The organism is Butyricimonas sp. BSD2780061689_150309_C8 (assembly GCF_015560935.1).
Taxonomy (GTDB): Bacteria; Bacteroidota; Bacteroidia; order Bacteroidales; family Marinifilaceae; genus Butyricimonas; species Butyricimonas paravirosa.
This window is the reverse complement of sequence record NZ_JADMSV010000002.1, coordinates 188408-211691: the sequence shown is the minus strand read 5'-3', so window position 1 is coordinate 211691 and position 23284 is coordinate 188408. Positions and strand designations below refer to the sequence as shown.

17 protein-coding genes are annotated in these 23284 nt (G+C 48.2%); 10 read left to right on the top strand and 7 right to left on the bottom strand.

Annotated elements, in window-relative coordinates; all coding sequences use genetic code 11:
- Positions 1 to 22: 22 nt before the first annotated feature.
- Both I2I33_RS03450 and I2I33_RS03445 read right to left on the bottom strand, forming a co-directional pair.
- On the bottom strand, positions 23 to 517 hold the full coding sequence (locus I2I33_RS03450; protein ID WP_087419976.1) for a hypothetical protein: 495 nt from the start codon (positions 515 to 517) through the stop codon (positions 23 to 25).
- Positions 518 to 530: 13 nt separating this feature from the next.
- Positions 531 to 917 (bottom strand): hypothetical protein, encoded by a 387-nt coding sequence (locus tag I2I33_RS03445; protein ID WP_162613716.1) that lies wholly within the window; start codon positions 915 to 917, stop codon positions 531 to 533.
- A gap of 599 nt (positions 918 to 1516) precedes the next feature.
- Here I2I33_RS03445 and nfo point away from each other — a divergent pair.
- The 7 genes from nfo to I2I33_RS03410 all read left to right on the top strand — a co-directional run bounded on the left by nfo (position 1517) and on the right by I2I33_RS03410 (position 10988).
- On the top strand, positions 1517 to 2362 hold the full coding sequence (gene nfo / locus I2I33_RS03440; protein WP_087419978.1) for a deoxyribonuclease IV: 846 nt from the start codon (positions 1517 to 1519) through the stop codon (positions 2360 to 2362).
- Positions 2359 to 3333: a transglutaminase domain-containing protein gene (locus I2I33_RS03435; protein ID WP_087419979.1), complete on the top strand. Its 975-nt coding sequence runs from the start codon at positions 2359 to 2361 to the stop codon at positions 3331 to 3333. Before nfo ends, I2I33_RS03435 begins: the two co-directional genes overlap by 4 nt.
- A 3-nt stretch (positions 3334 to 3336) precedes the next feature.
- Positions 3337 to 4575 (top strand): exonuclease SbcCD subunit D, encoded by a 1239-nt coding sequence (locus tag I2I33_RS03430; RefSeq protein WP_087419980.1) that lies wholly within the window; start codon positions 3337 to 3339, stop codon positions 4573 to 4575.
- A gap of 101 nt (positions 4576 to 4676) precedes the next feature.
- Positions 4677 to 7751 carry an AAA family ATPase gene (locus tag I2I33_RS03425; RefSeq protein ID WP_087419981.1) on the top strand — a complete coding sequence of 1025 codons (3075 nt, stop codon included), beginning with the start codon at positions 4677 to 4679 and terminating at the stop codon, positions 7749 to 7751.
- A gap of 169 nt (positions 7752 to 7920) precedes the next feature.
- Complete coding sequence (locus tag I2I33_RS03420; RefSeq protein ID WP_087419982.1) at positions 7921 to 8412, top strand: metallophosphoesterase family protein; 492 nt, start codon at positions 7921 to 7923, stop codon at positions 8410 to 8412.
- A gap of 98 nt (positions 8413 to 8510) precedes the next feature.
- Entirely contained in the window at positions 8511 to 10100 is a 1590-nt protein-coding gene (locus tag I2I33_RS03415; RefSeq protein WP_087419983.1) for a S41 family peptidase, read from the top strand.
- A gap of 276 nt (positions 10101 to 10376) precedes the next feature.
- Positions 10377 to 10988 (top strand): porin family protein, encoded by a 612-nt coding sequence (locus tag I2I33_RS03410; protein WP_087419984.1) that lies wholly within the window; start codon positions 10377 to 10379, stop codon positions 10986 to 10988.
- Between the two features lie 474 nt (positions 10989 to 11462).
- Here I2I33_RS03410 and I2I33_RS03405 read toward each other — a convergent pair whose 3' ends face one another.
- The 3 genes from I2I33_RS03405 to purB all read right to left on the bottom strand — a co-directional run bounded on the left by I2I33_RS03405 (position 11463) and on the right by purB (position 15586).
- The gene (locus tag I2I33_RS03405) at positions 11463 to 12338 is read right to left on the bottom strand and encodes an NADPH-dependent 7-cyano-7-deazaguanine reductase QueF (RefSeq protein ID WP_087419985.1); all 876 of its coding nucleotides are present in this window, start codon (positions 12336 to 12338) and stop codon (positions 11463 to 11465) included.
- Positions 12339 to 12340: 2 nt separating this feature from the next.
- Positions 12341 to 14164 (bottom strand): ABC transporter ATP-binding protein, encoded by a 1824-nt coding sequence (locus I2I33_RS03400; RefSeq protein WP_087419986.1) that lies wholly within the window; start codon positions 14162 to 14164, stop codon positions 12341 to 12343.
- Between the two features lie 81 nt (positions 14165 to 14245).
- The gene (gene purB / locus I2I33_RS03395; protein ID WP_087419987.1) at positions 14246 to 15586 is read right to left on the bottom strand and encodes an adenylosuccinate lyase; all 1341 of its coding nucleotides are present in this window, start codon (positions 15584 to 15586) and stop codon (positions 14246 to 14248) included.
- A gap of 328 nt (positions 15587 to 15914) precedes the next feature.
- Here purB and I2I33_RS03390 point away from each other — a divergent pair, with 328 nt between their 5' ends.
- The 3 genes from I2I33_RS03390 to I2I33_RS03380 are packed head-to-tail and all read left to right on the top strand — an operon-like array spanning position 15915 to position 19666.
- A complete protein-coding gene (locus tag I2I33_RS03390) occupies positions 15915 to 16718 on the top strand; it encodes an EI24 domain-containing protein (protein ID WP_087419988.1) in 804 nt (267 codons plus the stop codon).
- Positions 16718 to 18118 carry an NfeD family protein gene (locus tag I2I33_RS03385; protein WP_087420617.1) on the top strand — a complete coding sequence of 467 codons (1401 nt, stop codon included), beginning with the start codon at positions 16718 to 16720 and terminating at the stop codon, positions 18116 to 18118. Before I2I33_RS03390 ends, I2I33_RS03385 begins: the two co-directional genes overlap by 1 nt.
- A gap of 36 nt (positions 18119 to 18154) precedes the next feature.
- Complete coding sequence (locus I2I33_RS03380; RefSeq protein ID WP_087419989.1) at positions 18155 to 19666, top strand: tetratricopeptide repeat protein; 1512 nt, start codon at positions 18155 to 18157, stop codon at positions 19664 to 19666.
- A 4-nt stretch (positions 19667 to 19670) separates the two neighbouring features.
- Here the strand turns inward: I2I33_RS03380 and I2I33_RS20460 are convergent, their stop codons facing one another.
- Both I2I33_RS20460 and pheT read right to left on the bottom strand, forming a co-directional pair.
- Positions 19671 to 20717, bottom strand: coding sequence for an NUDIX domain-containing protein (locus I2I33_RS20460; protein ID WP_317193310.1), 1047 nt, complete (start codon positions 20715 to 20717; stop codon positions 19671 to 19673).
- Between the two features lie 77 nt (positions 20718 to 20794).
- The gene (gene pheT, locus I2I33_RS03370) at positions 20795 to 23245 is read right to left on the bottom strand and encodes a phenylalanine--tRNA ligase subunit beta (protein WP_087419990.1); all 2451 of its coding nucleotides are present in this window, start codon (positions 23243 to 23245) and stop codon (positions 20795 to 20797) included.
- Positions 23246 to 23284 lie beyond the last annotated feature (39 nt).

The following is a 23284-nucleotide window of genomic DNA, read 5'->3' as shown; positions in this document are numbered from 1 at the left end:
AACGTGAACCGTTTGTATCCTGTTACAGATCACTAAAGACAAGAGGGAGGGTCCAGATCTCGCCGCCTTCCTCTGCGCCCGTGTCACGACGTGTCTTGAAGAGTTTCGTTTTTTTCAAGGCTTTTGCTAGTGCGTGCAGGTCTTTGAGGGTGACATCCGGTGCATTCCTCAGGAAAAACCTAAATTCGAGGATGTTGCCTTTATCATCAAGCAATAGCATGATATGTACGCGATTCCCTTTCAATTCCTTGATTCGCTCGGTGGTAAACACGGAACGGAAGAAATCCAAGCGGTCTTTAGCTAGTTCTAAGTTGGAATGTTCGCGACATTTCATGGCCCAGCGAGCCTCATTGTTTGTCGAGTCTTCTACGATTTGTAGAGTGCGGTCGTACGTGTAAATCGTGTTCTCTATTTTTACTTTTGAACGTTTACCGAATTCCTGTTCCATGCGGTTTTTCTGTGCTAGAACGGATGCACAAATCGTAAGAATGGCAAGTAGTAGAATCGTCTTTTTCATAATATGTAATTTATTAATTGTATAAATATTCTAATAATCGAGCCCCGCAATGCTCTGGTATCCCATAAGAAGAGTTTTTTGTGGCAAAGTCTTCAAGAAAATCGTCATAAGTGAGGCCAGATATTCCTTCCATTATGGTATCGTAAACACGTGCCGTTACGTAGAATTGATCAAAGATTTTTAATAGCCAGTCCATGTACAATTTTCCGTATTGAGCACCTATTCCTCTCAAAGGAATACCGTCATTTAAACCTAAGCAGTCTTGGAAGAATTTTGCTTCAAATTCGATGTCAGCTTTAGATCTCCCGTAAATACCATCGTAAGCTAAATCTTGTATAAAATGTATGAATTCTTCAGGAAAAGCGTCATGAACAACATATTCATCTCGGAAATACATCATTTTGAATTTAGGTTCGTAAGCGGCAACAGAATTATGGTTGTCTTGGTATATATAAATATAGTTTATTTTTGTGTTTTTTCATAAGTATTAAGTCATGCATACATTCATATTCATAAGTGTTTACCATTTCAGAAAGAATTTCATTTATAGGTTCTTGAAGAGCTAATTCACAAGCATCTGAAATATCCCAATATATAGGAAAAGACCGAGATAGACTTTCATCGTTTTCTTCTATAATTTCTTCTTCGAAGGGGAATGAATTTTCATTGGAACATGAAAATACCCACGGTAGTAACAAAAGAATAATGATTTTTTCATAGTTATTGGTTTATATTATCATGATAAAATTACAATCTTCTTTTAAAACGAATAAATAGAGAAAACAGGGTACAACGATTGCTATTTTTTATTTGATTCTTTGTAAAAAGAAGTTGCCTAACAAGTCTTATGAAGTGGCTACAAGCTACACTTCCTCCAATTTCAAGGGGTACTTCATTCTGGAGGAGATAGGTATCAACTTGTAACCCAAAATTTGGCAGGAGTGAATTTTTACTTTCAATTCTTTATCGTAGCTTTGCATATAATATAAAAAGTAAGCTATGGAAAAGTATATAGGAGCGCACGTGAGTGCATCGGGAGGAGTGGAGAATGCGCCGTTGAACGCCTGCGAAATCGGGGCGACGGCTTTTGCCTTGTTCACGAAGAACCAGCGGCAGTGGAAGGCGGCACCGCTGACGGCGGAGAGTATCGCACTGTTCAAAGAACGCTGCGAGGAATTCGGGTACACGCCTCGACAGATATTGCCGCACGACAGTTATTTGATTAATCTCGGTAACCCGGATGCGGATGCGCTGGAGAAGTCGCGGGAGGCTTTCCTCGACGAGATGCAGCGCTGCGAGCAGTTGGGGCTGGATCGGTTGAATTTTCACCCCGGCAGCACGTTGAAGAAGATCAGCGACGAGGAATGTCTGGCGCTGATCGCGGAGTCGATCAACCTGACGCTGGATAAGACCCGCGGCGTGACGGCGGTGATCGAGAACACGGCGGGACAGGGATCGAATCTCGGCTATACGTTCGAGCAGATCGCCTATATTATCGACCGGGTGGAGGACAAGAGCCGGGTGGGCGTCTGCATTGATACCTGTCATTCTTTTGCTGCGGGTTACGATTTGGCGACATCGGGAGGATTCACCGAGACGTTCGAGCATTTCGACAACGTGATCGGGTTCAAGTACCTGCGGGGTATGCACCTGAACGATGCCAAAAAAGAGCTGGGTTCACGGGTGGACCGCCACGATAGTTTGGGAAAAGGAACGTTGGGCATAGAGCCTTTCAAGTGGATCATGGAGGACGAACGCTTTGACGGTATTCCATTGATACTGGAAACGCCGGACGAGGCGTTGTGGCCGGAGGAAATACGGATGTTGAAGGGTTTCGTGAAATGATACCGGTGCGTGCGTCTGTGAAATGGTTGTTGACAGCGGTAGTTGTCCTTTCGGGGATGCCTCTCGTGGCACAAGTCTTGCCGGGGGAAGAGGGTATGCTTGAACGAGGAGGGAGCCTCCCCGGTGAGGTGAGCGTGGAGGTACTTGTCGATAGCGTGGCCCGGTGGGGACGGACGGAACGGGAGAAAGTGGTCGTGCTGGCGGGATGGTTCCGTGAGTATATGGCGATTGACGCCGGGAAGTTTCTCACGGGAGGGCCGGACGGAGATTACCGCGAGGTGTTGAAGGAGAGGAAAGGAATTTGCGGGGATTTCACGGGGTTGTTCGGGGAGTTATGCAACAGGCTGGGGATCGAGAACGAGCGGGTGGAAGGGTACGTGGCCGAGGATGGCCGGGGACGTGGGGAAACGTGTCAGCGGACGAATCACGTGTGGAACGCTGTGCGAGTGGCGGGAGAGTGGTGGCACGTCGATATGATGTGGGCCGTGGGAGCGTTGGGGAGAGATGCGGCGGGGGAATGGGTGTTCAGACGGCACTGGAACCCGGAGTACGTGTTGATGCGGGGTGAACAATTTCTGACCACTCACATGCCGGCTGATCCGGCGTGGCAGTTGACCGATAGGCCGTACGCCATGGACGCGTTTATCGAGGGGAATTTGGCGGATGGCGAGCGGGGAGATTATTATAATTACACGGATAGTATTGCGGCTTTCCGGCGCTTGCCGAGGGATGAACGACAGATGCTTTTTGCCCGGCGGGCGAACCGTTTTAACCCGCGGAACAAGGAGGTGATGGCGGTGACGTACTATAACGAGGCGGTTTTCCTGTTGAATTATAACCGGAAGACGCGGGCCGTGTTGACCCGGGCGAGGGAGTATTTCAGGATTGCGGAAGAGTACGCTAGGGATTTGCCCGGCGTGAAAGAGAGTATTGACGAGGGACTCCGGAACGTGGAGGCTCTAATTAAATAGAGGATGAAAATATTACATACTTCAGACTGGCACCTTGGAAAGCGGTTGAATGACCGAGAGCGTGCTGGGGAGCAAGTGGCCGTGATGGACGAGATCGTGCGGGTGGCTGACGAGGAGGCCGCAGACGCGGTGATCGTGGCGGGGGACTTGTTCGACACGTTTAACCCGCCCGTGGAGGCGATCGAGTTGCTCTACCGTACGTTGCATCGGTTGGCACGGGGCGGGCAGCGTCTGGTGGTGGCTATTGCCGGGAATCACGATTCACCGGACCGGGTGGATTCGCCCGACGTGCTGGCACGGGAGAGCGGGATTTTCTTTGCCGGGAACCCGATGATTGTGTCGCGGGAGATGCGAACGGAAGGCGGGGTGACGTTGGTTCGGTCGGACGAGGGGTTTGCCGAGTTCCGCTTACCGGGGTTCGATTACCCGTTGCGGGTGCTACTTACCCCTTACACGAACGGGCAACGGGCCAAACGCTACATGGGTGCAGAGGATGCCGACGAGGAGTTGCGGGTTTTCCTGCGGGATCACTGGGCAGGGTTGGCCGACAAGTATTGCGACACGGAGGGGGTGAACCTGTTGGTGGCCCATCTTTTCATGGCGAGGGAGGGCGGTGAGTTGCCCGAAGAGCCGGAGGACGAGCGACCGATCAATATCGGTGGTGCCGATGTCATCTATACTTCGTTGATTCCCACCGCCATACAGTACGCTGCGCTGGGACACCTGCATCGCTGGCAAACCGTGGACACGGAGCCTTGTCCCGCAGTATATAGCGGCAGTCCCTTGAGTTACAGTTTCAGCGAGGCCGAGCAGGATAAATACGTGACGCTCGTGGACCTTGAACCGGGATGTCCGGCTCGTATCAGGAAGCGTCGGCTGACGAGCGGGCGTCCTTTGGTGCGTCGTCGTTTCGAGGGGGTGGAGGCTGCCTTGCAATGGCTTGCGGAACATCCCGATACGTGGGTGGAACTGACCGTTGCCACGGATACTTTCCTCACGGCGCAAGAATTAAAATCCCTGCACGCCGCGCATGACGGTATTGTTTGTATCATCCCGGATGTGCGTGACGCTTCTCTCGTGAACGATCGAGTGGCTTCTATCCACGACTTGCGCTCGGACGTTAACGCCCTCTTTGCCGAGTACTTCCGCCAGCGCAAGGGACAGGAACCGAATGAAGAAATCAGGTCACTTTTCCGCGAGGCGTTGTCGATGGATGGCGATTTGAGGAAAAGTGACAGTTAAAAGATAAAAGTTAAAAACTAAAAGATGAAACTTTCTAAATTATCCCCCGTGTTTGTCTTTGGTAAGTTACAGGTTCTATCATTTTTAATTTTCAATTTCCTATGTTGCCCGTTAAATTAACCCTTGAAGGTATTTACTCCTACCGGGAGCGCCAGACGATAGATTTTACTCGATTGACGGAGGCCCGGTTGTTCGGGATATTCGGTCCGGTGGGGAGCGGAAAATCGACGATATTGGAGGCGATGATCTATGCCATTTACGGTACGATTGACCGTTTGAGTAATGACGTGAAATATAACGTGATGAACCTGCAATCCGACCGCCTGTTCGTGGACTTCGAGTTCTGGGCGGGAGAGGACGGACGATTGTACCGGGCGACGGTGGAGTGTAGGCGGAACAAGAAAAGGTTCGCTGACGTGAGTTCGCCGAAATACCTTTACCACGTGTGGGAAGGCGACGAGTGGTTGCCCTGTACGCGGGAAGAAGTGGTCGGGGCGATCGGGCTGACGGCACAGAATTTCAAGCGGGTGGTGATTATCCCGCAGGGGAAGTTTCAGGAGTTCCTGATGTTGCGGGACAAGGAGCGTACCGATATGATGATGGAGCTTTTCGGGGAACTCCGGCGCTACGATCTGGGTGGGCGGGTGGCTTACCTGGAGGGGGAGACGACCCGGCGGGTGATCGATTTGCGGGGACAACTCACGGGATTGGGCGAGGTGAACGGAGAGCAGTTGGCCGAGCGGAAACAGCGTTACGTGGCCTTGCAGGAAGAGATTGCCGGAGTGAAAAAAGAGATTCACGAGGGGCAGGAGCAAATGGAGAAGGGGAAGAAAGTGAAACAACTCACTGACGAGCGGGTGGCACGACAGGAAGAGGAACGAAAGCTGTTGGAACGACGGCAGGCGATGGCGGGTTTGCAGGCTCGCGTGGACGAGTACGAGCGATGTTTGCAACAGTTCCAGCAACCGTTGAGCCGCCACGACGAGACGGGGCGGCGGTTGGCAGAGTCTGTGCGGGTGCTGTCCGGTTACCGGGAGCAACTGACCGCTAAACAGGCCGAGCTTACCCGTTTTTCCGGACAATTCTCTCAATTGAAACAGGCGTACGAGGGACGGGATGTGTTGAAAGAGCGTGCCGGACAATTGGAACGGTTGCTGCATTTACGTACGATAAGCAAGGAGCAGGATGAATTGAAAGAGCGACATCGCAAGGGTGAAGAAATCGTGGTGGCGACGAGGCGGGAGATCGAGGTGTTACAGGAGCGGTTACGAGAACAGAAAGAGAGGTTAGAACAGTTGAACCAGTCGATTCCCGATATGAAGATGTTATCGGACATTCGGGAATGGTATAATATACAACAGCATCTCCGGGAAGAGTTGACCCGTTGGCAGGAGGAGTTAGTCGGGGTGGATAAGGAAATCGCCCGGGAGGAAGGGGAGGTGCGGATGGTGCAGGAGCAATATCCCGCGTTTGGGGCGTTACAGGCCATGACATACGAGGTGTTGCAGGAGGCTTGCCGGGAGAGGCAGGAACAACTTGCCGCCACCGTGCAAAAGATGCGGGAGGAGTGGTTACATTTAAGTACCCGCCAGCGATTGGTGGATTTTGCGAGGGAGTTGTCGGAGGGTGAACCTTGTCCCCTTTGCGGGGCCTTGTCGCATCCCGCACCCTTGCACGCCACGGAAGTCGAGGGGGAGTTGAAGGAGAAGGCCGACCGTGTTGCGGGCTTGGAGGAAGAAGGGAAGGTGTTGGAACGGATGGTGTCCCGTCTGGCCGTGATCGGGGAACGGTTGCGGTCAGCAGGGGAACGGAAAGAACGAATCACCCGACAGCAGGCTGTTGTGCGGGAACGGTTACGGGAGCATCTGACCCGTTTCGCATGGGAAGGGTTTACGCCCGATAATATGCAGCACTTGACAGATGAGATGAACCGGGTGGCATTCTTGAATAAGGAGAAAGGGGAGCGGGAGACGGTGTGCGGGAACACGGAGAAGAGCATCGAGCAGAAACGAGTGAATCTTGAAAAGTACGTCGCCCGTCTTGACGAAATCAGCCGGGAGATCGTGCAGCGGGATTCACAGGCCGAGTTGTTGCGGGAGCAGCAGGCCGGGTTCGATGAAAAGGAGTACGAGGGGTTGCCCGACACGGAAGTCGGTAAGGAGCTGGAAGGATGTAGGCAGCGTTTCGAGCAGGTCGGGCGGGATTATCAACGGGATGCCACACGGTTGCAGGTGATCGAGGCGGACTTTCGGAAGTGGGAAGGGAGCGTGGAGGAAAAAAGTAAGGAGGTGACCCGTTTGCAGCAGGAATTGGAAGAGGAAATACAGGAGTTGGAACGTTTGTTGAAAAATTCGGCCTATCCCGATCTGGCAGCGGTTCGGGAGGTGCTGGCCGCTAAGCTGGATTTGCCTGGGGTGCGGGGAGAGATTAACCGTTACCGGGAGCAGGTTCACGCCGTGCAGGTTCGGAAAGCGGAGTTGGAGGTGTTGCTTGCCGGGGTGTCTTATAACGAGGAAGAACACGCTGCGCTATGTCAACGGGTGGAGGCAGCGCTGGTACGGGAACGGGAAATGCTGGCAGAACAGGGAGCTTTAGGAAACCAGATCAAGGATATGGAAACCCGTGTGGCGGCCCGGGAGAAGATCGGGCGGGAGTTGGAAGGTTTGGAGTTGCGGTTGACGAATTTGCAGATGTTGAAGGGGTTGTTCCGGGGAAATGATTTCGTGAAGTTCGTTTCGTCGATTTACTTGCAGAATCTCTGTAACGCGGCGAACGAGCGTTTTTACCGGATGACCCGCCAGCGCTTGAAACTGGAGTTGAGCGAGGAAAATGATTTCGTGGTACGTGATTTCATGAACGAGGGACGGGTGAGGAGCGCCCGCACGCTTTCCGGGGGACAGGTGTTCCAAGCCTCGTTATCGTTGGCTTTGGCATTGACGGATAATATCCGCCATCTGACAGGGAGTAGCCAGAACTTTTTCTTTTTGGATGAAGGATTCGGCTCGCTGGACCGGGAGTCGTTGAGTGTCGTCTTCGAAACTTTGAAATCCTTGCGGGCCGAGAACCGGGTGGTCGGGCTGATCTCTCATGTCGAGGAAATGCAGCAGGAGGTTCCGGCGTGTTTATTCGTGGAGAACACGGTGGAGAGGGGAAGCGTGGTGATAATTGAAAATTGAAAATGAAAGAGTTCATAAGGTTTGTAAAGTTTGTAAGGTTCATAAAGTTTAATGGACCCCGCGGGCGCTTTACTGGCGGCAGCTTGAGCTGCCGATAAGCACAGTCCAAAGGACACCCGTCACTTTATTAACTTTATGGACCTTATGAACTTTATAAACTTAATTGAATATGGTAAAGGTCGGTTTGTTATCAGATACTCACGGGTGGTTGGACCCGAAGATCGTGGAGTTTTTCAAGGATTGTAACGAAGTGTGGCATTGCGGGGACATCGGGGACGTGGCGATTACGGATGCACTGGCGAAACGGTTCACGTTACACGCCGTGTACGGGAATATTGACGGGGGTATATTGCGCCGGATATTCCCGGAAAAAGAGGTGTTTTATTGCGAGAACGTGAAAGTGGTCATCACTCATATCGGAGGTTACCCGGGGCATTATGACCGGAAGATCGCGGAGACGTTGCGGCGGGAACGCCCGCAGCTTTTCGTGTGCGGTCACTCGCATATCGCGAAAGTGAAGTATGATCAGGCGTTGGGATGCCTGCATATCAATCCGGGGGCAGCCGGGAAATTCGGGTTCCACACGGTACGGACTGCAGCCCGTTTCGAGATTAACGGGGAACGGATTGAAAACCTTGAATTGATCGAGTTGGAAAAATAAATAATTTAAGAGTCTGTTAGGACATTTAATGCTTTCTGTTTGTTACATTTGTGCAAATTACACGTAGAATAGGAAGAACATAAAGTATATAATAAAGTATGAAAAGAGTATTACTATCGGCGGTTGCATTGCTAATCGCCTGTTTGAGTTGGGAAAATGCTGACGCGCAACGAAAGCCCCGTGAGGTGCAGGAACAAGCGATTAAGTACCAGCGATTAATGCAAATGATTGATGCCGCTTACGTGGATACCGTGAATCTGAAGAAATTGACGGAAGATGCCATCGTGAAGGTACTGGCTGATTTGGACCCTCATTCCGTGTATATTTCCAAAGAAGAGGTTGAAGAAGCGAATGAACCGCTGGACGGGGGCTTTTTCGGGATCGGGATACAGTTTAACGTGCTTAACGATACGTTGCTGGTCGTGGATGTGGTTGCCGGGGGACCTTCCGAGAAGGTGGGTTTGCTGGCCGGAGACCGGATTATTGCCGTTGACGGGGAGAATATCGCCGGAATCGGGATTAGCAACACAGACGTGCGGAAACGGTTGAAAGGCGAGAAAGGGTCTATCGTGAAGGTAAAAGTGAAGAGAGGCGGTGAGATCATTGATTTCAATATCACGCGTGACATGATTCCGATTTATAGCGTTGATGCCTCTTACATGATCGATAAGAATATTGGATATATCAAGATTGCCCGTTTTGCCGCAACCACGGTGGAAGAGTTTGAAAAGGCCGTGACCGAATTGAAAGCGCAGGGTATGAAAGACCTGATTATCGACCTGCAAGGAAACGGGGGCGGTTACATGGGTGCCGCTATCGGTTTGGCCGATCATTTGCTTGACGGGGAGAAGTTGATCGTGTACACGGATAGTCCCGCTTTCGGGCGTATGGGCGAGTCGTCCACACCAGCCGGGTTGTTCCAAGACGGCCGGGTGGTCGTGTTGATTGACGGGAACTCGGCCTCTGCCAGCGAAATCGTGTCGGGAGCGGTGCAGGATTGGGACCGTGGGTTGATCGTGGGACGTCGTTCTTTTGGTAAGGGACTCGTGCAACGGCAGTTCCCGTTGACGGACGGTTCTATGGTTCGTCTGACGGTGTCGCATTACTTCACGCCGTCGGGTCGGTGCATCCAGAAACCTTACAAGGGGAAGGATTATCAGGCCGAGGTGTTCGAACGGTATAATAGTGGCGAGATGTTCAGTGCCGATAGTATCGAGTTGACGGATTCCACGAAATATTACACGAAGAAGGATCATCGTCTGGTTTACGGTGGGGGTGGTATTATTCCTGACGTGTTTGTACCGATTGACACGGGGATCAATTACAGCTACTTTAATCGTTTGCTGGCAAAGGGCGTGATCAATGAATATGTGTTGAATTACGTGGACAAGAACCGGGAGTCGCTTAAAAAGAAATATCCGAAGTTCGAGATGTTCCAGAAGAATTTCCAGGTGACAAGTGATATGATTGATGAGATCGTGAAAAACGGCGAGAAACAAGGCGTGAAGAAGGACGAGAAACTTTTCACCCCGATCGTGTCGGAAATCAAGTTGTTCGTGAAGTCGCTGATCGCCCGTGATCTTTGGAATATGAACGAGTTGTACCGAATCTCTAACGAGGAGAACAAGATACTGAAAGCTGCCGTGAAGGCATTGCATGACGGGACGTATGGGAAGATTATCAAGTAACGGGACGTTACTTGATAAGTTGCAGGTTGGCAGGTTACAGGTTTCGGGGATTTGAATATTTGGGCCTCAACTTGTAACCTGTTAATTTGTAAGCGAACTAAAAAATGAGTTTTTAAGTTTGATCTTTTGGCCTGTTTTTTGTTGCAAATATTTATTAATGTTAACAGTTATGGCGTGTATAGGGTATTTTAACCTGTAACTTGTAACCTGTTAACTTGTAACCGAACTGAAAAACGAGTTTTTCAGTTCTACCATATTAACCTTAAATTTAGTGGAATGAAGAAGTTTTTATTAGTGGTGCTTGCCATGGTCATGTTAGGTAGCGTGCAGGCCCAAACGTCGTTTAAAAACAAGGTGGAAGGTTTAACCGGGACGGAATTCTATTTTGGTCCGAAGTTCGGGTTTAACGTGGCAAGTATCAGTGACGGTTTGAACAAGAGTAAGTTTAGTTTCCATCTAGGAGCTTTTGCCGAGTTTAAATTTAATGATCTTTTCGGTTTGCAGACGGAGTTGATCTATTCTCGTCAAGGAGATAAAGGAAAGTCCGGGGGTGTGAAGACATGGGCCCGCGTGAATTATTTAAATATTCCTGTTTTGGCTAAATTTTATGTTTGGGAAGGGGTTAGCGTTGATCTCGGGCCGCAACTGGGTTTTGCCTTGAATGGTAAGAATAAAACAAAATCCGGGGGAACGGAAGTGAAAACGGATATTGATCATTTAAACACGGTGGATTTGAGTTTTGCTATGGGGTTGTCTTACGATTTCAACATGGGATTGGTCGTTTCTGCCCGTTACAATTTGGGGTTGACGAACGTGATCGAGAAAGATAAATTCGGTGGTAATAACCAGAATCGGGTGTTCCAGTTATCAGCCGGTTGGAAATTCTAGGCGTTTACTGTGGAATATAGAAACTCGTAAGTTTCATGACGTGAGATAGATGAGTTTTACTGAAAAGACCGCACTTTGAATATTCAGGTGCGGTCTTTTTATTTAATATCGTATTGTTGCTTGTAAGTCAACGGGAATAATTAATATGACTGATTTTGAGGCTTGGAAGGTGTGATTTAGGTATGAAACTAGGGCTTGTTTCGAGTATTATTTAACGAACCTTTTTTGATATTACAAATGTAGTTATTTTCTTTTAATTACCAAAAAAGTTGTCATAAGGTTTAATATGTTTGTAATCAATGGTTAAACGATAGTAATTGTTCTTCGAGCATGACTTTCTAAAAGTCATTTTGGACGATCTCTATAAACCTTCGTTTAACGAATCAAAAAATGATAGTGTAAAGTGGTTGTCAGACCCGTAAAGTGGGGACTGGTTGCAGGGACTGTCTAAATATCGTTTAGGCAGTCCTTTTGCTATTGTCTTAATAATTTCCGGGTTAATGTTTCCGGGGCTTGGAGGTGTTCCGGGAGGTATTCCGCTTGGTTGGCCCGGGAGGGACAGATGTCGATGCCCCCGCGACGGGTGTAGATACAGGATACTGCGAGAATCTCCGGGTGGAAGAGGTCCCACAAGCGTTTGTAGGTCATTTCACATATCTCTTCGTGGAAGTGGTTCTCGTTTCGCAGGGAGACGATGTATTTCAAGAGGGAGGTATGATCCGGCAGGCAGTCGGCTTGTATGTGGATGTAGATACTACCCCAATCGGGTTGTTTCGTGATCTTGCAGTTACTCCGTAACAGGTGGCTGCATACCTTGATTTCCCCTCTTCCGGTTGTCCGGCTTTCCAGTAATGCCGGGTTTTCATTGTACTCGGTGAAGGTTTCCCGTTCGATGCCGGGCGTGGCTTCCAATAGCGTGTAATCTTGAAAATCGAAATACGGTTTTTCGGGGGTTTGACGGAAAAACGTGGCTTCTACACGGGTTTGCAGTATTTGTTTGAGGTCCGATTTTACGGTTTGGAGGTATGTTTCTATGCCCGAGGGAGTGTCTTCCCCGAGGCGGGTCATGTTTAAGGAGTTCAAGTATAGTTTCAGCGATTTACTTTCCACGATACATGGGCTGTTGGCCGGGTATACCAGTTTTAGAACGCCGCACACGGGTAAGCCGTTTCGGGCCAAGAATCCGGCCTCGTAGGCGTGCCAGGTGTCGAATCCTAGGAACAATTCTTCCGGGGTATGAATATCGTAAATCTCCCGGTTCAGGCTACGCGGGACCGGAACGAGAATTGACGGGCAATAATCGGTCGGGTAGGCAACTTGTTGGCCGAGGACTTTGGATTCAATACTCATGATCAGAAGTTTTGCATGTTGTATAATTTCGTGTAGATGCCATCCAGAGCTAACAGTTCTTCATGGCGTCCCCGTTCCACGATTTTACCCTCGTGGAAAACGCAGATCATGTCGGCGTTGCGGATCGTTGAAAGACGATGGGCCACGACGATGGAGGTGCGGTTTTTCATCAGGTTATCGAGGGCCTCCTGCACGAGCTTTTCCGACTCGGTGTCCAGTGCGGAGGTCGCCTCGTCGAGGATCATGATGGGCGGGTTTTTCAACACGGCCCGGGCGATGCTCAAGCGTTGGCGTTGTCCACCGCTTAATTTGCCCCCGCGGTCCCCGATACAGGTGTCATATCCTTTCTCGGTTTGCATGATGAACTCGTGGGCATTGGCAATTCGGGCTGCCCGTTCGACCTCTTCCCGGGTGGCCGATTCGACGCCGAAGGCGATGTTATTAAAGATAGTATCGTTAAAGAGGATCGGGTCTTGGTTCACGTTCCCCATGAGTTCACGTAAGCCGTGTAACGACACGTCCTTGATGTTGATGCCGTCGATCAGAATTTCACCCTTGATCACGTCATAGAAACGAGGCAAGAGATCGACAAAGGTACTCTTCCCGGAGCCGGATTGTCCGACGAGGGCAACGGTCTGTCCTTTTCCTATTTTGACATTCACGTTCTTTAGGACGATGCGGTCCGGACGGTAAGCGAAACTCACGTTGCGGTACTCGATCTCTTTATTGAACCCGTTTAACGGTTTCGGTTGTTCGGGTTCCAGTATGGTTGATTCGGCATTTAGTATCTGGTCGATACGGTCCATGGCGGCGGCTCCTTTCTGGATGCTGTATAGTGCCGTGGAGAATTGTTTTGCCGGGTTGATGATCGAGTAGAAGAGGGCGATGTAGGCGATAAAGCTTGAGGCATCCATGAGAGGTGTCTGCCCGAGAATAAGAAGGCCTCCGAACCACACGACGATTACCACGACGATGGTTCCGAGGAATTCACTCATCGGGTGAGCGAGTGAACGACGCCACATCAGGCGGTTCATGATCTGGCGATACTGTTCATTATGCGAGGTGAATAACTTATCCATCTTATCCTCGGCGTTGAATGCCTTGATCACGCGGAGGCCGGAAAGGGTTTCCTCGATGTTGGACAGGATTTCACCCATCTTGTCCTGCCCTTCCTTGGAGCGCTTTTTTAAGGTCTTTCCCACCTTACCGATCAAGGTACCCATGATGGGCAGTAGTACCAGCACGAACAGGGTTAGTTGCCAGCTCATGAAGATCATTCCGGAGAGGTAGATCAGGATGATAATGGGGTTCTGGAAGAACATTTCCAACGAGTTCATGATGGAGTTCTCCACTTCCTGTACGTCACCCGTGGTTCGGGCGATGATGTCACCCTTGCGTTCTTCGGAGAAGAAGGGAAGGGGCAATGATAATATCTTTTGGTATATTTTCCGACGAATATCCCGCACGACACCATTCCGGATGAACACGATCTCGTAGGAGGCGAGATAGGAGAATCCCGTTTTGAATAATGCGGCCAGTACGAAGAAACCACCGGCAAATAGTAAGGTGGTTGATGCGGAAAAATGTTGTTTTGATAGCGTGACGTAATAGTTGAAGTTTGTCATCAAGCTCTCCTTGTTTAGTTCGAAGGGAACGAGTTCTGTTACTTCTTCCGTCACGTTGAAAAGGATGTTTAGCACGGGTACGAGTAACACGAACGAAACAGAGCCGAAAGCAGCGGAAAGAATATTGTAGAAGATGTTTTTTCCGAGTCTGGATTTGTAAGGAGGGATAAACCTCTTCAAAATTTGTATGAAATCACGCATAATAATTGAAAATTGAAAGTTGAAAATTGAAAATGAGAATAGAATACATTTTCAATTCTCCATTTTCAATTTTCAATTGTTTTATAGTTTTCCCGTGTAGTTTGACGGGCTGATTTGTTTGAGTTGTTCTTTCAACTCGGCAGATATGTCAAGAGTGTCGATAAACTCGGCAATGGAGGCTTGTGTTACCTTGCTGTTGGTACGGGTAAGGGCTTTTAGCGCCTCGTACGGGTTGGGGTAAGCTTCGCGGCGAAGTATGGTCTGGATGGCCTCGGCTACCACGGCCCAGTTATCCTCTAGGTCTGCCTCGATGGCCGCCTTGTTGATGATCAGTTTGTTCAATCCTTTCAGCGTGGATTTGAAGGCGATGATCGTGTGGGCCAAGGGTACCCCGATGTTACGTAAGACGGTGGAATCCGTGAGGTCACGTTGCAGACGGGAGATCGGCAGTTTGTTGCTGAGGTGGTCAAGTACGGCATTTGCTATTCCCAGGTTACCTTCCGAGTTCTCGAAGTCGATCGGGTTTACCTTGTGGGGCATGGCTGACGAGCCAACTTCTCCGGCCTTGATTTTTTGTTTGAAGTAGGCCATGGAGATATACGTCCAGAAGTCACGATCCAAGTCCACCACGATGTTGTTGATGCGGCGCAGGTTGTCGAACACGGCGGCAAAGTTGTCGTAGTTGGATATTTGGGTGGTGTATTGTTCCCGTTCTATTTTCAGTTTTTCGGTAAGGAACTTGTTGGCAAATGCCGTCCAGTCGATCTCCGGGTAAGCCACGTTGTGGGCGTTGAAGTTCCCGGTGGCACCTCCGAATTTACCGGAACAAGCTACTTTTTTCAGTAGTTCCAGTTGTTTGGTCAGACGATAGACGAATACACGGATCTCTTTACCCAATCGGGTCGGGGATGCCGGTTGCCCGTGGGTTTTTGCCAGCATGGGTACATCCTTCCACTCTTCGGCCAGCTCTTCGAGTTTGGCGATCAGTTCGTCAATCACGGGATAGTACACGTCGTGAATGGCATCACGGAAAGAACAGGGTACTGCCGTGTTGTTGATGTCTTGTGAAGTCAACCCGAAGTGAATGAATTCTTTGTACTCGTGGAGGTTCAGTGCGTCGAACCGTTCCTTGATGAAGTATTCCACGGCTTTCACGTCGTGGTTGGTTACTTTCTCGATGTCTTTGATCTTTTGGGCATCCTCGACGGTAAAGTCCAGGTATATTTCTTTCAAGTTGTCAAACAGCGCATGGTCGAATCCCCGTAGTTGTGGTAACGGTAACTCGCAGAGAGCGATGAAGTATTCAACCTCTACCATTACCCTGTAACGAATCAGGGCACTCTCGGAAAAGTAGTTTGCCAAGCTATCTACTTTGTCCCTGTATCTGCCGTCAATCGGCGAAATTGCTGTTAATGCTTGCATATGTTATTTGTTTTTCACGTTATTGTTAAATCAAGGAATTTACTTTCTCACGCGAAAGTACAAAATAGTTCGTAAAGTTTATAAAGTAGTGGAAAGTTTATAAAGTTCGTAAGGTTCGTAAAGTCTGTGGACTCCTAGTAGGGCGTTTTGTCTATGGCTGCAGGAACTGCCGACAGATACTGTCCGGAGGACGCCCGTGATTTTGGACTTTATGAACTTTCAGAATCGAAGATTCGACTTTACAAACTTTATGAACTCTAAGGCAACGTCGTTGCCTTGATGTTTGCGAAAAAATGTTTAAGTTTACGGGAAATTTAATGCACTGTTTATGGGTTTTGCACGAGATTTTTCGAGAGGAATACGAGCATACGGGAAGGCGATAAGTTTGTTGTTTTCTAGTAAGTTGTGGTATTTTATGCTTTTCCCGGTGGTAATTGTCATCGTGTTGTTCGTGGCCGGTAATTATGCCGTGGGGTATTTTGGGGACGGACTTTCCGGTGTGATCGAGGCGAAAATGACGGAGTGGATCGAGGGTATATCGTGGTTGGAATGGGTGTCGGGAGTGGCCGGATTCTTGGTAAAGTTGTTAACCCGTTTCCTGTATTATATACTATTTATTTCGTTCGGGGGATACGTGGTAATGGTGGTGATGTCGCCCGTTTACTCGTGGCTTTCGGAACGGACGGAAGCGATCGTGTCGGGACGGGAGTACCCGTTTAACCTGAAACAATTGGTTTGGGAAATCGGACGAGGTATTGCGATTTCGTTACGTTGTATGATCCTGCAATTACTCGTGATGATTGTGTTGTTTTTCGGCTCTTTTATTCCTTTGGCCGGATTGGTTATGCCTGTACTGACCTTTGGAGTGGGGGCTTATTTCTATGGGTTCGCTTTTATGGATTATGCCGTGGAGAGAAAGCGTTTCCGGGTAAAGGAGAGCGTTCGTTATATGCGACATAATGCGGGAAGCGTGACGGCTATCGGGACTGTGTTTGCCTTGTCGTTGATGATCCCGTGGGGGAGTATAGTGGTTTGCAGTTTCGTGTCGTTACTTTCAGTAGTGGCGGGAACGGTAGTGGTCGAGGAACAGTTGGGGGAGGAGAATATTCATAAAATAAAAGATATTGCATGATGAGAAAGTGGCTGGTAGTTTTGATTTTGTTGGTGGGAAGCCTGCAGATGTTTGCCGGGGAGGAAAAAAATGATTCGGGGGAGAATCGGGAACTGGTTTACAAGGTGGATATTAAGGACGAGATTGGTCCTAGTATATGGCGGTTGGTGAAAAGGTCTTTTGACCGGGCCACGGACGAAAATGCAGATGTTATTTTGGTACACATGAACACGTACGGGGGAATGGTAGTATATGCCGATTCTCTGCGTAGTTTGATATTGAATTATCCGAAACCGGTGTGGGTGTTTATTGATAATAATGCAGCCTCCGCGGGGGCGTTGATTTCTATTGCCTGTGACCGTATTTATATGCGGGAGGGGGCGAATATAGGTGCGGCAACAGTCGTGAACCAAACGGGGGATGCCATGCCCGATAAGTACCAGTCATATATGCGATCGATGATTCGGGCCACGGCTCAGGCGCACGGGAAGGATACTGTGATAGAGAACGGGCAAAGGGTGATTCGTTGGAAACGGGATCCGAGGATTGCCGAAGCTATGGTGGACGAACGGGTTGTAGTTGAGGGGGTAACGGATAGCGGGAAAGTGGTAACGTTTACTCCGCATGAGGCGATACAATACGGGTTCTGTGACGGAATTGCGGAGAGCGTGGTGGAAGTGTTACAGAAAGAGGGAATTACGAATTACAAGTTGCACGAGTATAAACCGACGACGATGGATCGGTTTATAGGGTTTCTGATTAGCCCGATCGTGCAAGGGATTTTGATCATGATTATTATCGGGGGAATTTATTTCGAGTTACAGACTCCGGGAGTTGGGTTCCCCTTGGTAGCAGCGATAACAGCGTGTTTGTTGTATTTTGCCCCGTTGTATTTGGAAGGGATGGCAAATTACGTGGAGATGATCCTTTTTGTGGTGGGGATTATCCTGTTGCTGCTGGAGATATTCGTGATACCGGGTTTCGGTGTCACTGGGGTACTGGGAATTGTTTGCGTGGTGGCGTCGCTGGTATTGGCGGGGATTGATGATTTCACGTTTGATTTCTTGCCGGATTTTACAAGTGCTATTATTCGCTCATTGTTTTTCGTGGTGAGTTGTTCGTTACTCTCACTATTCGGGAGTATTTGGTTGAGCCGAAAATTGTTTGGTTCCCGGCGATTGAATTTTGCTCTTCATGCAGAACAGAAAGTGGAGGATGGTTTCGTGGGCGTGGATATGGCGGCAAAGGAGGAGATTGGTAAGGTGGGAACTACATTCACAGATTTACGTCCGGCAGGGAAGGTAATGATCGGAAACGAGGTGTATGACGCCGTGTCAGACACGGGTGCTTTTATTGAGAGAGGAAAAGTGGTACGGGTGGTTAAATACCAGGCCGGGCAGGTTTACGTGGTTATAAATTAAGAGAATATATAAAAAGAGGTGTAAAATTGGAACGATATGGGAAATCGAACAATAGGTATGATAGGTGTGTTGTCGTGCTTACTGGGAGTGAACACGGTTTCATATGCCGGAGAGGCAGGAAATGATGTAAGTAAAAATCATGCAAGATGTGTGGTCATACAGGATGATGAGCGAGTACAAAACTGGATGAAACAAGCGGGGAAGTATTACGACGAGGAGAATTACGGGGAGGCGATGAAATACTATCGCTTGGCAGCAGATGCTGGGAATACGGAAGCTCAGAATATGGTTGGATTGCTATATGATTTAGGATTAGGTGTGCCGGAGAATAACGCGGAAGCGGTGAAATGGTATCGGAAGGCTGCTTTGAACGGTGATTTTTATGCGCAGAATAATTTGGGGTTAATGTACAAGGATGGCGAGGGGATTGCTCAAAATTATGCGGAGGCTGCAAAGTGGTTTCGTAAGGCGGCGGATCAGAATTTTGATGAAGCATATTGTAACCTAGGTCTTCTTTATGAAGAGGGAAAAGGGGTTGTCAAGGATGTGATTGAGGCTGTGAAATGTTATCGGAAATCGGCAGAGCTTGGGAATGCAAGAGGGCAGTGCTGTTTGGGATATATGTACCAGTGTGGAGCGGGTGTTGAAGAGGATGTAGCCGAAGCCGTTAAGTGGTATCGTAAAGCAGCTGATCAAGAATATAACAGGGGCTTGTTTAATCTTGGTGTGATGTACGAAACCGGAGTTGGGGTTGGTAAAGATAAAGATATGGCTAAGGCATTATACGAGAAAGCTGAGGAGTTAGGGTACGAGCAAGCTACTGAAAGACTGAAGTTGTTATCAGGTGAAAGGGCAACTCTTTCAGAAGCGGCACTCAAGGAGTATTCTAGTCGGGCGGCTAAGTATTATAACGAGCAAAATTACACGGAAGCTCTAAAAAATTATTTAGTAGTGGCTGACTATGATGATGCCTATGCCCAATACATGGTCGGATGGTTGTATAAAAATGGCAAGGGGACGACACAGAATTACAGAGAGGCGTCTAAATGGCTTTTGAAGGCAGCTAATCAAGGGAATATTTCCGCTATGAATGAGTTGGCTATCCTGTACGAGAATGGGAACGGGGTAGGTCAGAATTTAACGGAGGCGGTAAGGTGGTATCGGAATGCCGCAAATAAGGGAAACAAATATGCTCAATATAATTTGGGACGGATGTATCAGTATGCGAAAGGTGTTTCGAAAGACCTGTCTATGGCCAAAGTATGGTACGAAAAATCGGCTAACCAAGGATTTGATTCTGCCCAGAATAGTCTTGGAAACCTGTATTATAACGGGGAGGTGATTTCACAAGATTATGGTAAGGCAATGGAATGGTATCGTAAGGCTGCCGCACAAGGTAACATGTATGGGGAGTTTAACGTGGGATTACTGTATGAATATGGTTACGGTGTGACAAAGAATATTGAGGAGGCCGTGAAATGGTATCACAAGGCTGCCAATCGAGGTATGGATCGGGCGAAGACCAAATTGCAGGAGTTAGGACGCTGATCGATTATTTGATCTTTTTCAACAGACGATTGTATTCGTGTAAAAAGTTCGGGGTGAAAATGTTGGCGGCTGCATTTTGTTCGATCTCTTTGCGTGACCAGAAACGCCCCTCGTCTACTTCGTCGTTATTGATGTGAATGGCGTCATGAGAGGTACAAAGAAAAGGGAATACGAGTTCTCGTTCGCAGGAACTCTCCCACACGTAGGAACCGAGAAAACGGGCCTTGAATTTCGTGATACCCAATTCTTCGAAAGTTTCCCGTTTTAAGGCATCTTCTATTTTCTCTCCCAGTGCGACGTGTCCGCCCACGGCAGTATCCCACATTCCGGGAAGAAAGTTCTTTTTCATGCTGCGTTTTTGCAGGTAAATGTCCCCTTGTTCGTTGATAAGGTGGAGATGCACGACGGGATGCAGGAGCATGGAGCCGGAATGACAACTTCTACGGGTAGCTTTGCCGACGACTTCGCCTTTCTCGTTCACGATAGGTAACCATTCGTCCTGGCTGGCTGCTTTGGCAAGTAGTCTGTTCTTAACAAATAACGTGAGGAAGAACAGGACAATCAGAATATACAATAGAGGTCCTTCTATGAATTGATGTATTTCTTCGTCAAAGATAAAGGCAGAAGTGAAAGCTAGGACGGTATGCAATACGAGCAGGTAAAATAGCAGGCGTAGCATCCGGTGCATGGCTTGTTGCTGTTCCGGGGTGATTTGTAATGTCTTACGGTATGATTCGGGCAATGTCTGAGTCATGTCCGCTTTCGAAAATGCAAATATCCCGATTAGCACACACATGGCAGCCTCTACGATGGTCTGTTGTATCCTTTCAAAAGAAGTTCCTTCGAGCAACACGCTGACTGCCGCAAGGGCAATGAAGAACAGGGTGTTGAAGAGTGTCATCTTGTTGATACGTTTCTCCCTGATCCATGAATAGAAAAACTCTCCGGCTCCTAACACGATTACAGCTATCAAACCGATTTTCGGACCAAAAAACTCTTCGGCAATGAAGTATAGAAGAATAAGGATAAAGGAGGGGAGAAGGGACTTCATACAATTGAAAATTGAGAATTGAAAATTAAAAGGCAGGCTACAAGTTATCATTCCACTTGTAGCCTGTAAACTTGTAACTATCTGATTTCAGCGTTGAACAGGTGTTTGTAGGTACCCATCAACTTGTTCATGATTTTGTCGATCTGTTTGTCCGTGAGGGTCTTCTCTTCATCGAGAAGGGTGAAACTGACGGCGTAGGACTTCTTGTCTGCACCGAGTTTTTCTCCCTCGTACACGTCGAATAACGTGACGGATTTCAGTAATGATTTTTCTGTACGGAACGCCGTTTCTTTGATTTCCTTGAAAGTGACTTTCTTATCAAGCAACAAGGCTAAATCCCGTTTTACAGAAGGAAATTTCGGTAGCGGGGTGTAGGTTACCTTGAGGTTTTTGATGGCTTTCAGAATGTTTTCCCACGAGAATTCAGCGTAATAGACTTCTTGATTAACATCTGCTTTTTTCAGCGGGGCTTTACTCAAGATACCCATGGATACGATATGTTTATCCCCGGCTTTGTACGTTAATCCTTCCCGGAAGATGTCCTTGTCAGTGGCATCAATTTTCAAGTTATCGGGGTGAAGTCCTAGACGGGTTAATATCATTTCGCAATACGCTTTCAAATAGAAGAAGTCAGTTTTTGCCTCTTTGACATTCCAGGTGGTCATGTTTTTATTCCCTGTGATGAAGAGAGAAAGCAAGTTGTCTTCTTTGTATTGTTTTTGCGGGTTGTCAATACCTTCTTTTTTGTTGAAGGTGTAGCCTTTACCGAATTCGAATAATTTCAAGTTGTTGTTTTTCCGGTTGATGTTGTAAGCAATGTTTTCCAGTCCGCCGAAGAGCAGGGATTGACGCATAGCTCCTAAGTCTGCACTAAGCGGGTTGAATAACATTACCGTCTGCGTGGGATCGAAACACTTGAAGTCCTCGTAATAGCTAGCTTTCGTCAATGAGTTGTTCATTACTTCACAGAATCCGTTTGCTGCTAATAGGTCTGAGATGATATTTTTCAACTGGAAGTCATCCGGCTTTTCGGAATAGCTTAGCGTGGATCTTACGCTGGCAGGTACTTCCACGTTGTTGAAACCGTAGATGCGAAGAATATCCTCGATTACGTCAGCTTCTCTTTGCACGTCAACACGGTAGGGGGGTATGTTCAATAAAAGACCCTCTTCGCACTCTTCCATGATTTTCATTTCAAGAGAACGGAGGATGTTTTTGATTACCTCATGGTCAATTTTTTTACCGATCAATCGATCTACGTGAGCATATTTTATGGACACTTCGAAATCCTTCACGGGTTCCGGGTAGATGTCGATGGGAGCGCAAGTAATCTTACCTCCGGCAACTTCTTTAATCATCATGGCGGCTAATTTCAGCGCGTAGATCACGATGTTCGGGTCTGTTCCCCGTTCATAACGGAAAGAGGCATCCGTGTTCAAACCATGACGGCGAGCTGTTTTGCGAACAAATACCGGGTCGAAACAAGCACTTTCCAAGAACACGTTTGTTGTTGTGTCCGAAATACCGCTTTCCTGTCCACCAAATACTCCGGCAATACACATGGGGGCCTCGGTGTTACAGATCATCAGGTCATCCTCGTGTAATTCTCTTTCTACTCCGTCTAAAGTGGTGAATTTAGTTCCTTTGGCAACACTCTTCACGATAACTTCGTTTCCTTTTACTTTGTCTTTATCGAAAGAGTGTAAAGGTTGTCCCAAGCCGAAAAGAATGTAGTTGGTCACGTCCACGATGTTATTGATCGGGTGTAATCCGATAGCTTTCATCCGGTTTTGTAACCATTCAGGAGACGGTTTAACGGTTACTCCTTCGATACATATTCCGGCGTACCGACGGCAAGCCTCGGGACGTTCTACTCGTACGGTGATTTTAGCATCCGTGCTGTCCGGTTGGAAATTTTCCACGGAGGGAAGAGTATAGTGAATATCTTGTGTCTGTTGTAAATAAGCGGCTAAATCACGAGCTACACCAAGGTGTGAGGCTCCGTCAATCCGGTTCGGGGTAATATCGACTTCGATAACCGTGTCCCGGTAAACGTTGAAATAGTCTGCGGCCGGTATTCCAACCGGGGTATTTTCGGGTAATACCATGATTCCGGCATGATCGGTTCCGACACCGATTTCGTCTTCGGCGCAGATCATACCATTAGAGGCTACACCCCGTATTTTTGATTTCTTGATCACGAACTCTTCATCACCTTTGTAAAGGGTTGTTCCTACGGTGGCAACGACTACTTTCTGTCCGGCAGCCACGTTAGGAGCCCCGCAAACGATTTGTTCCGGTTCACCCGTTCCCAAATCAACAGTCGTCACGTGTAAATGGTCCGAATCGGGATGTGCCTCGCAAGTTAACACATGACCGATGACCAATCCTTTTAATCCCCCTTTTATTGCCTCAAATTCTTCGTACCCGCCAACTTCCAGTCCGATACTTGTCAGAATTTTGCAAATCTCTTCAGTGCTTTGGTCGATCTTTAGATAGTCTTTCAACCAGTTCAGTGATACGTTCATATTTTAATTTTAGATTTTAGATTGTAAATTTTAGATTCT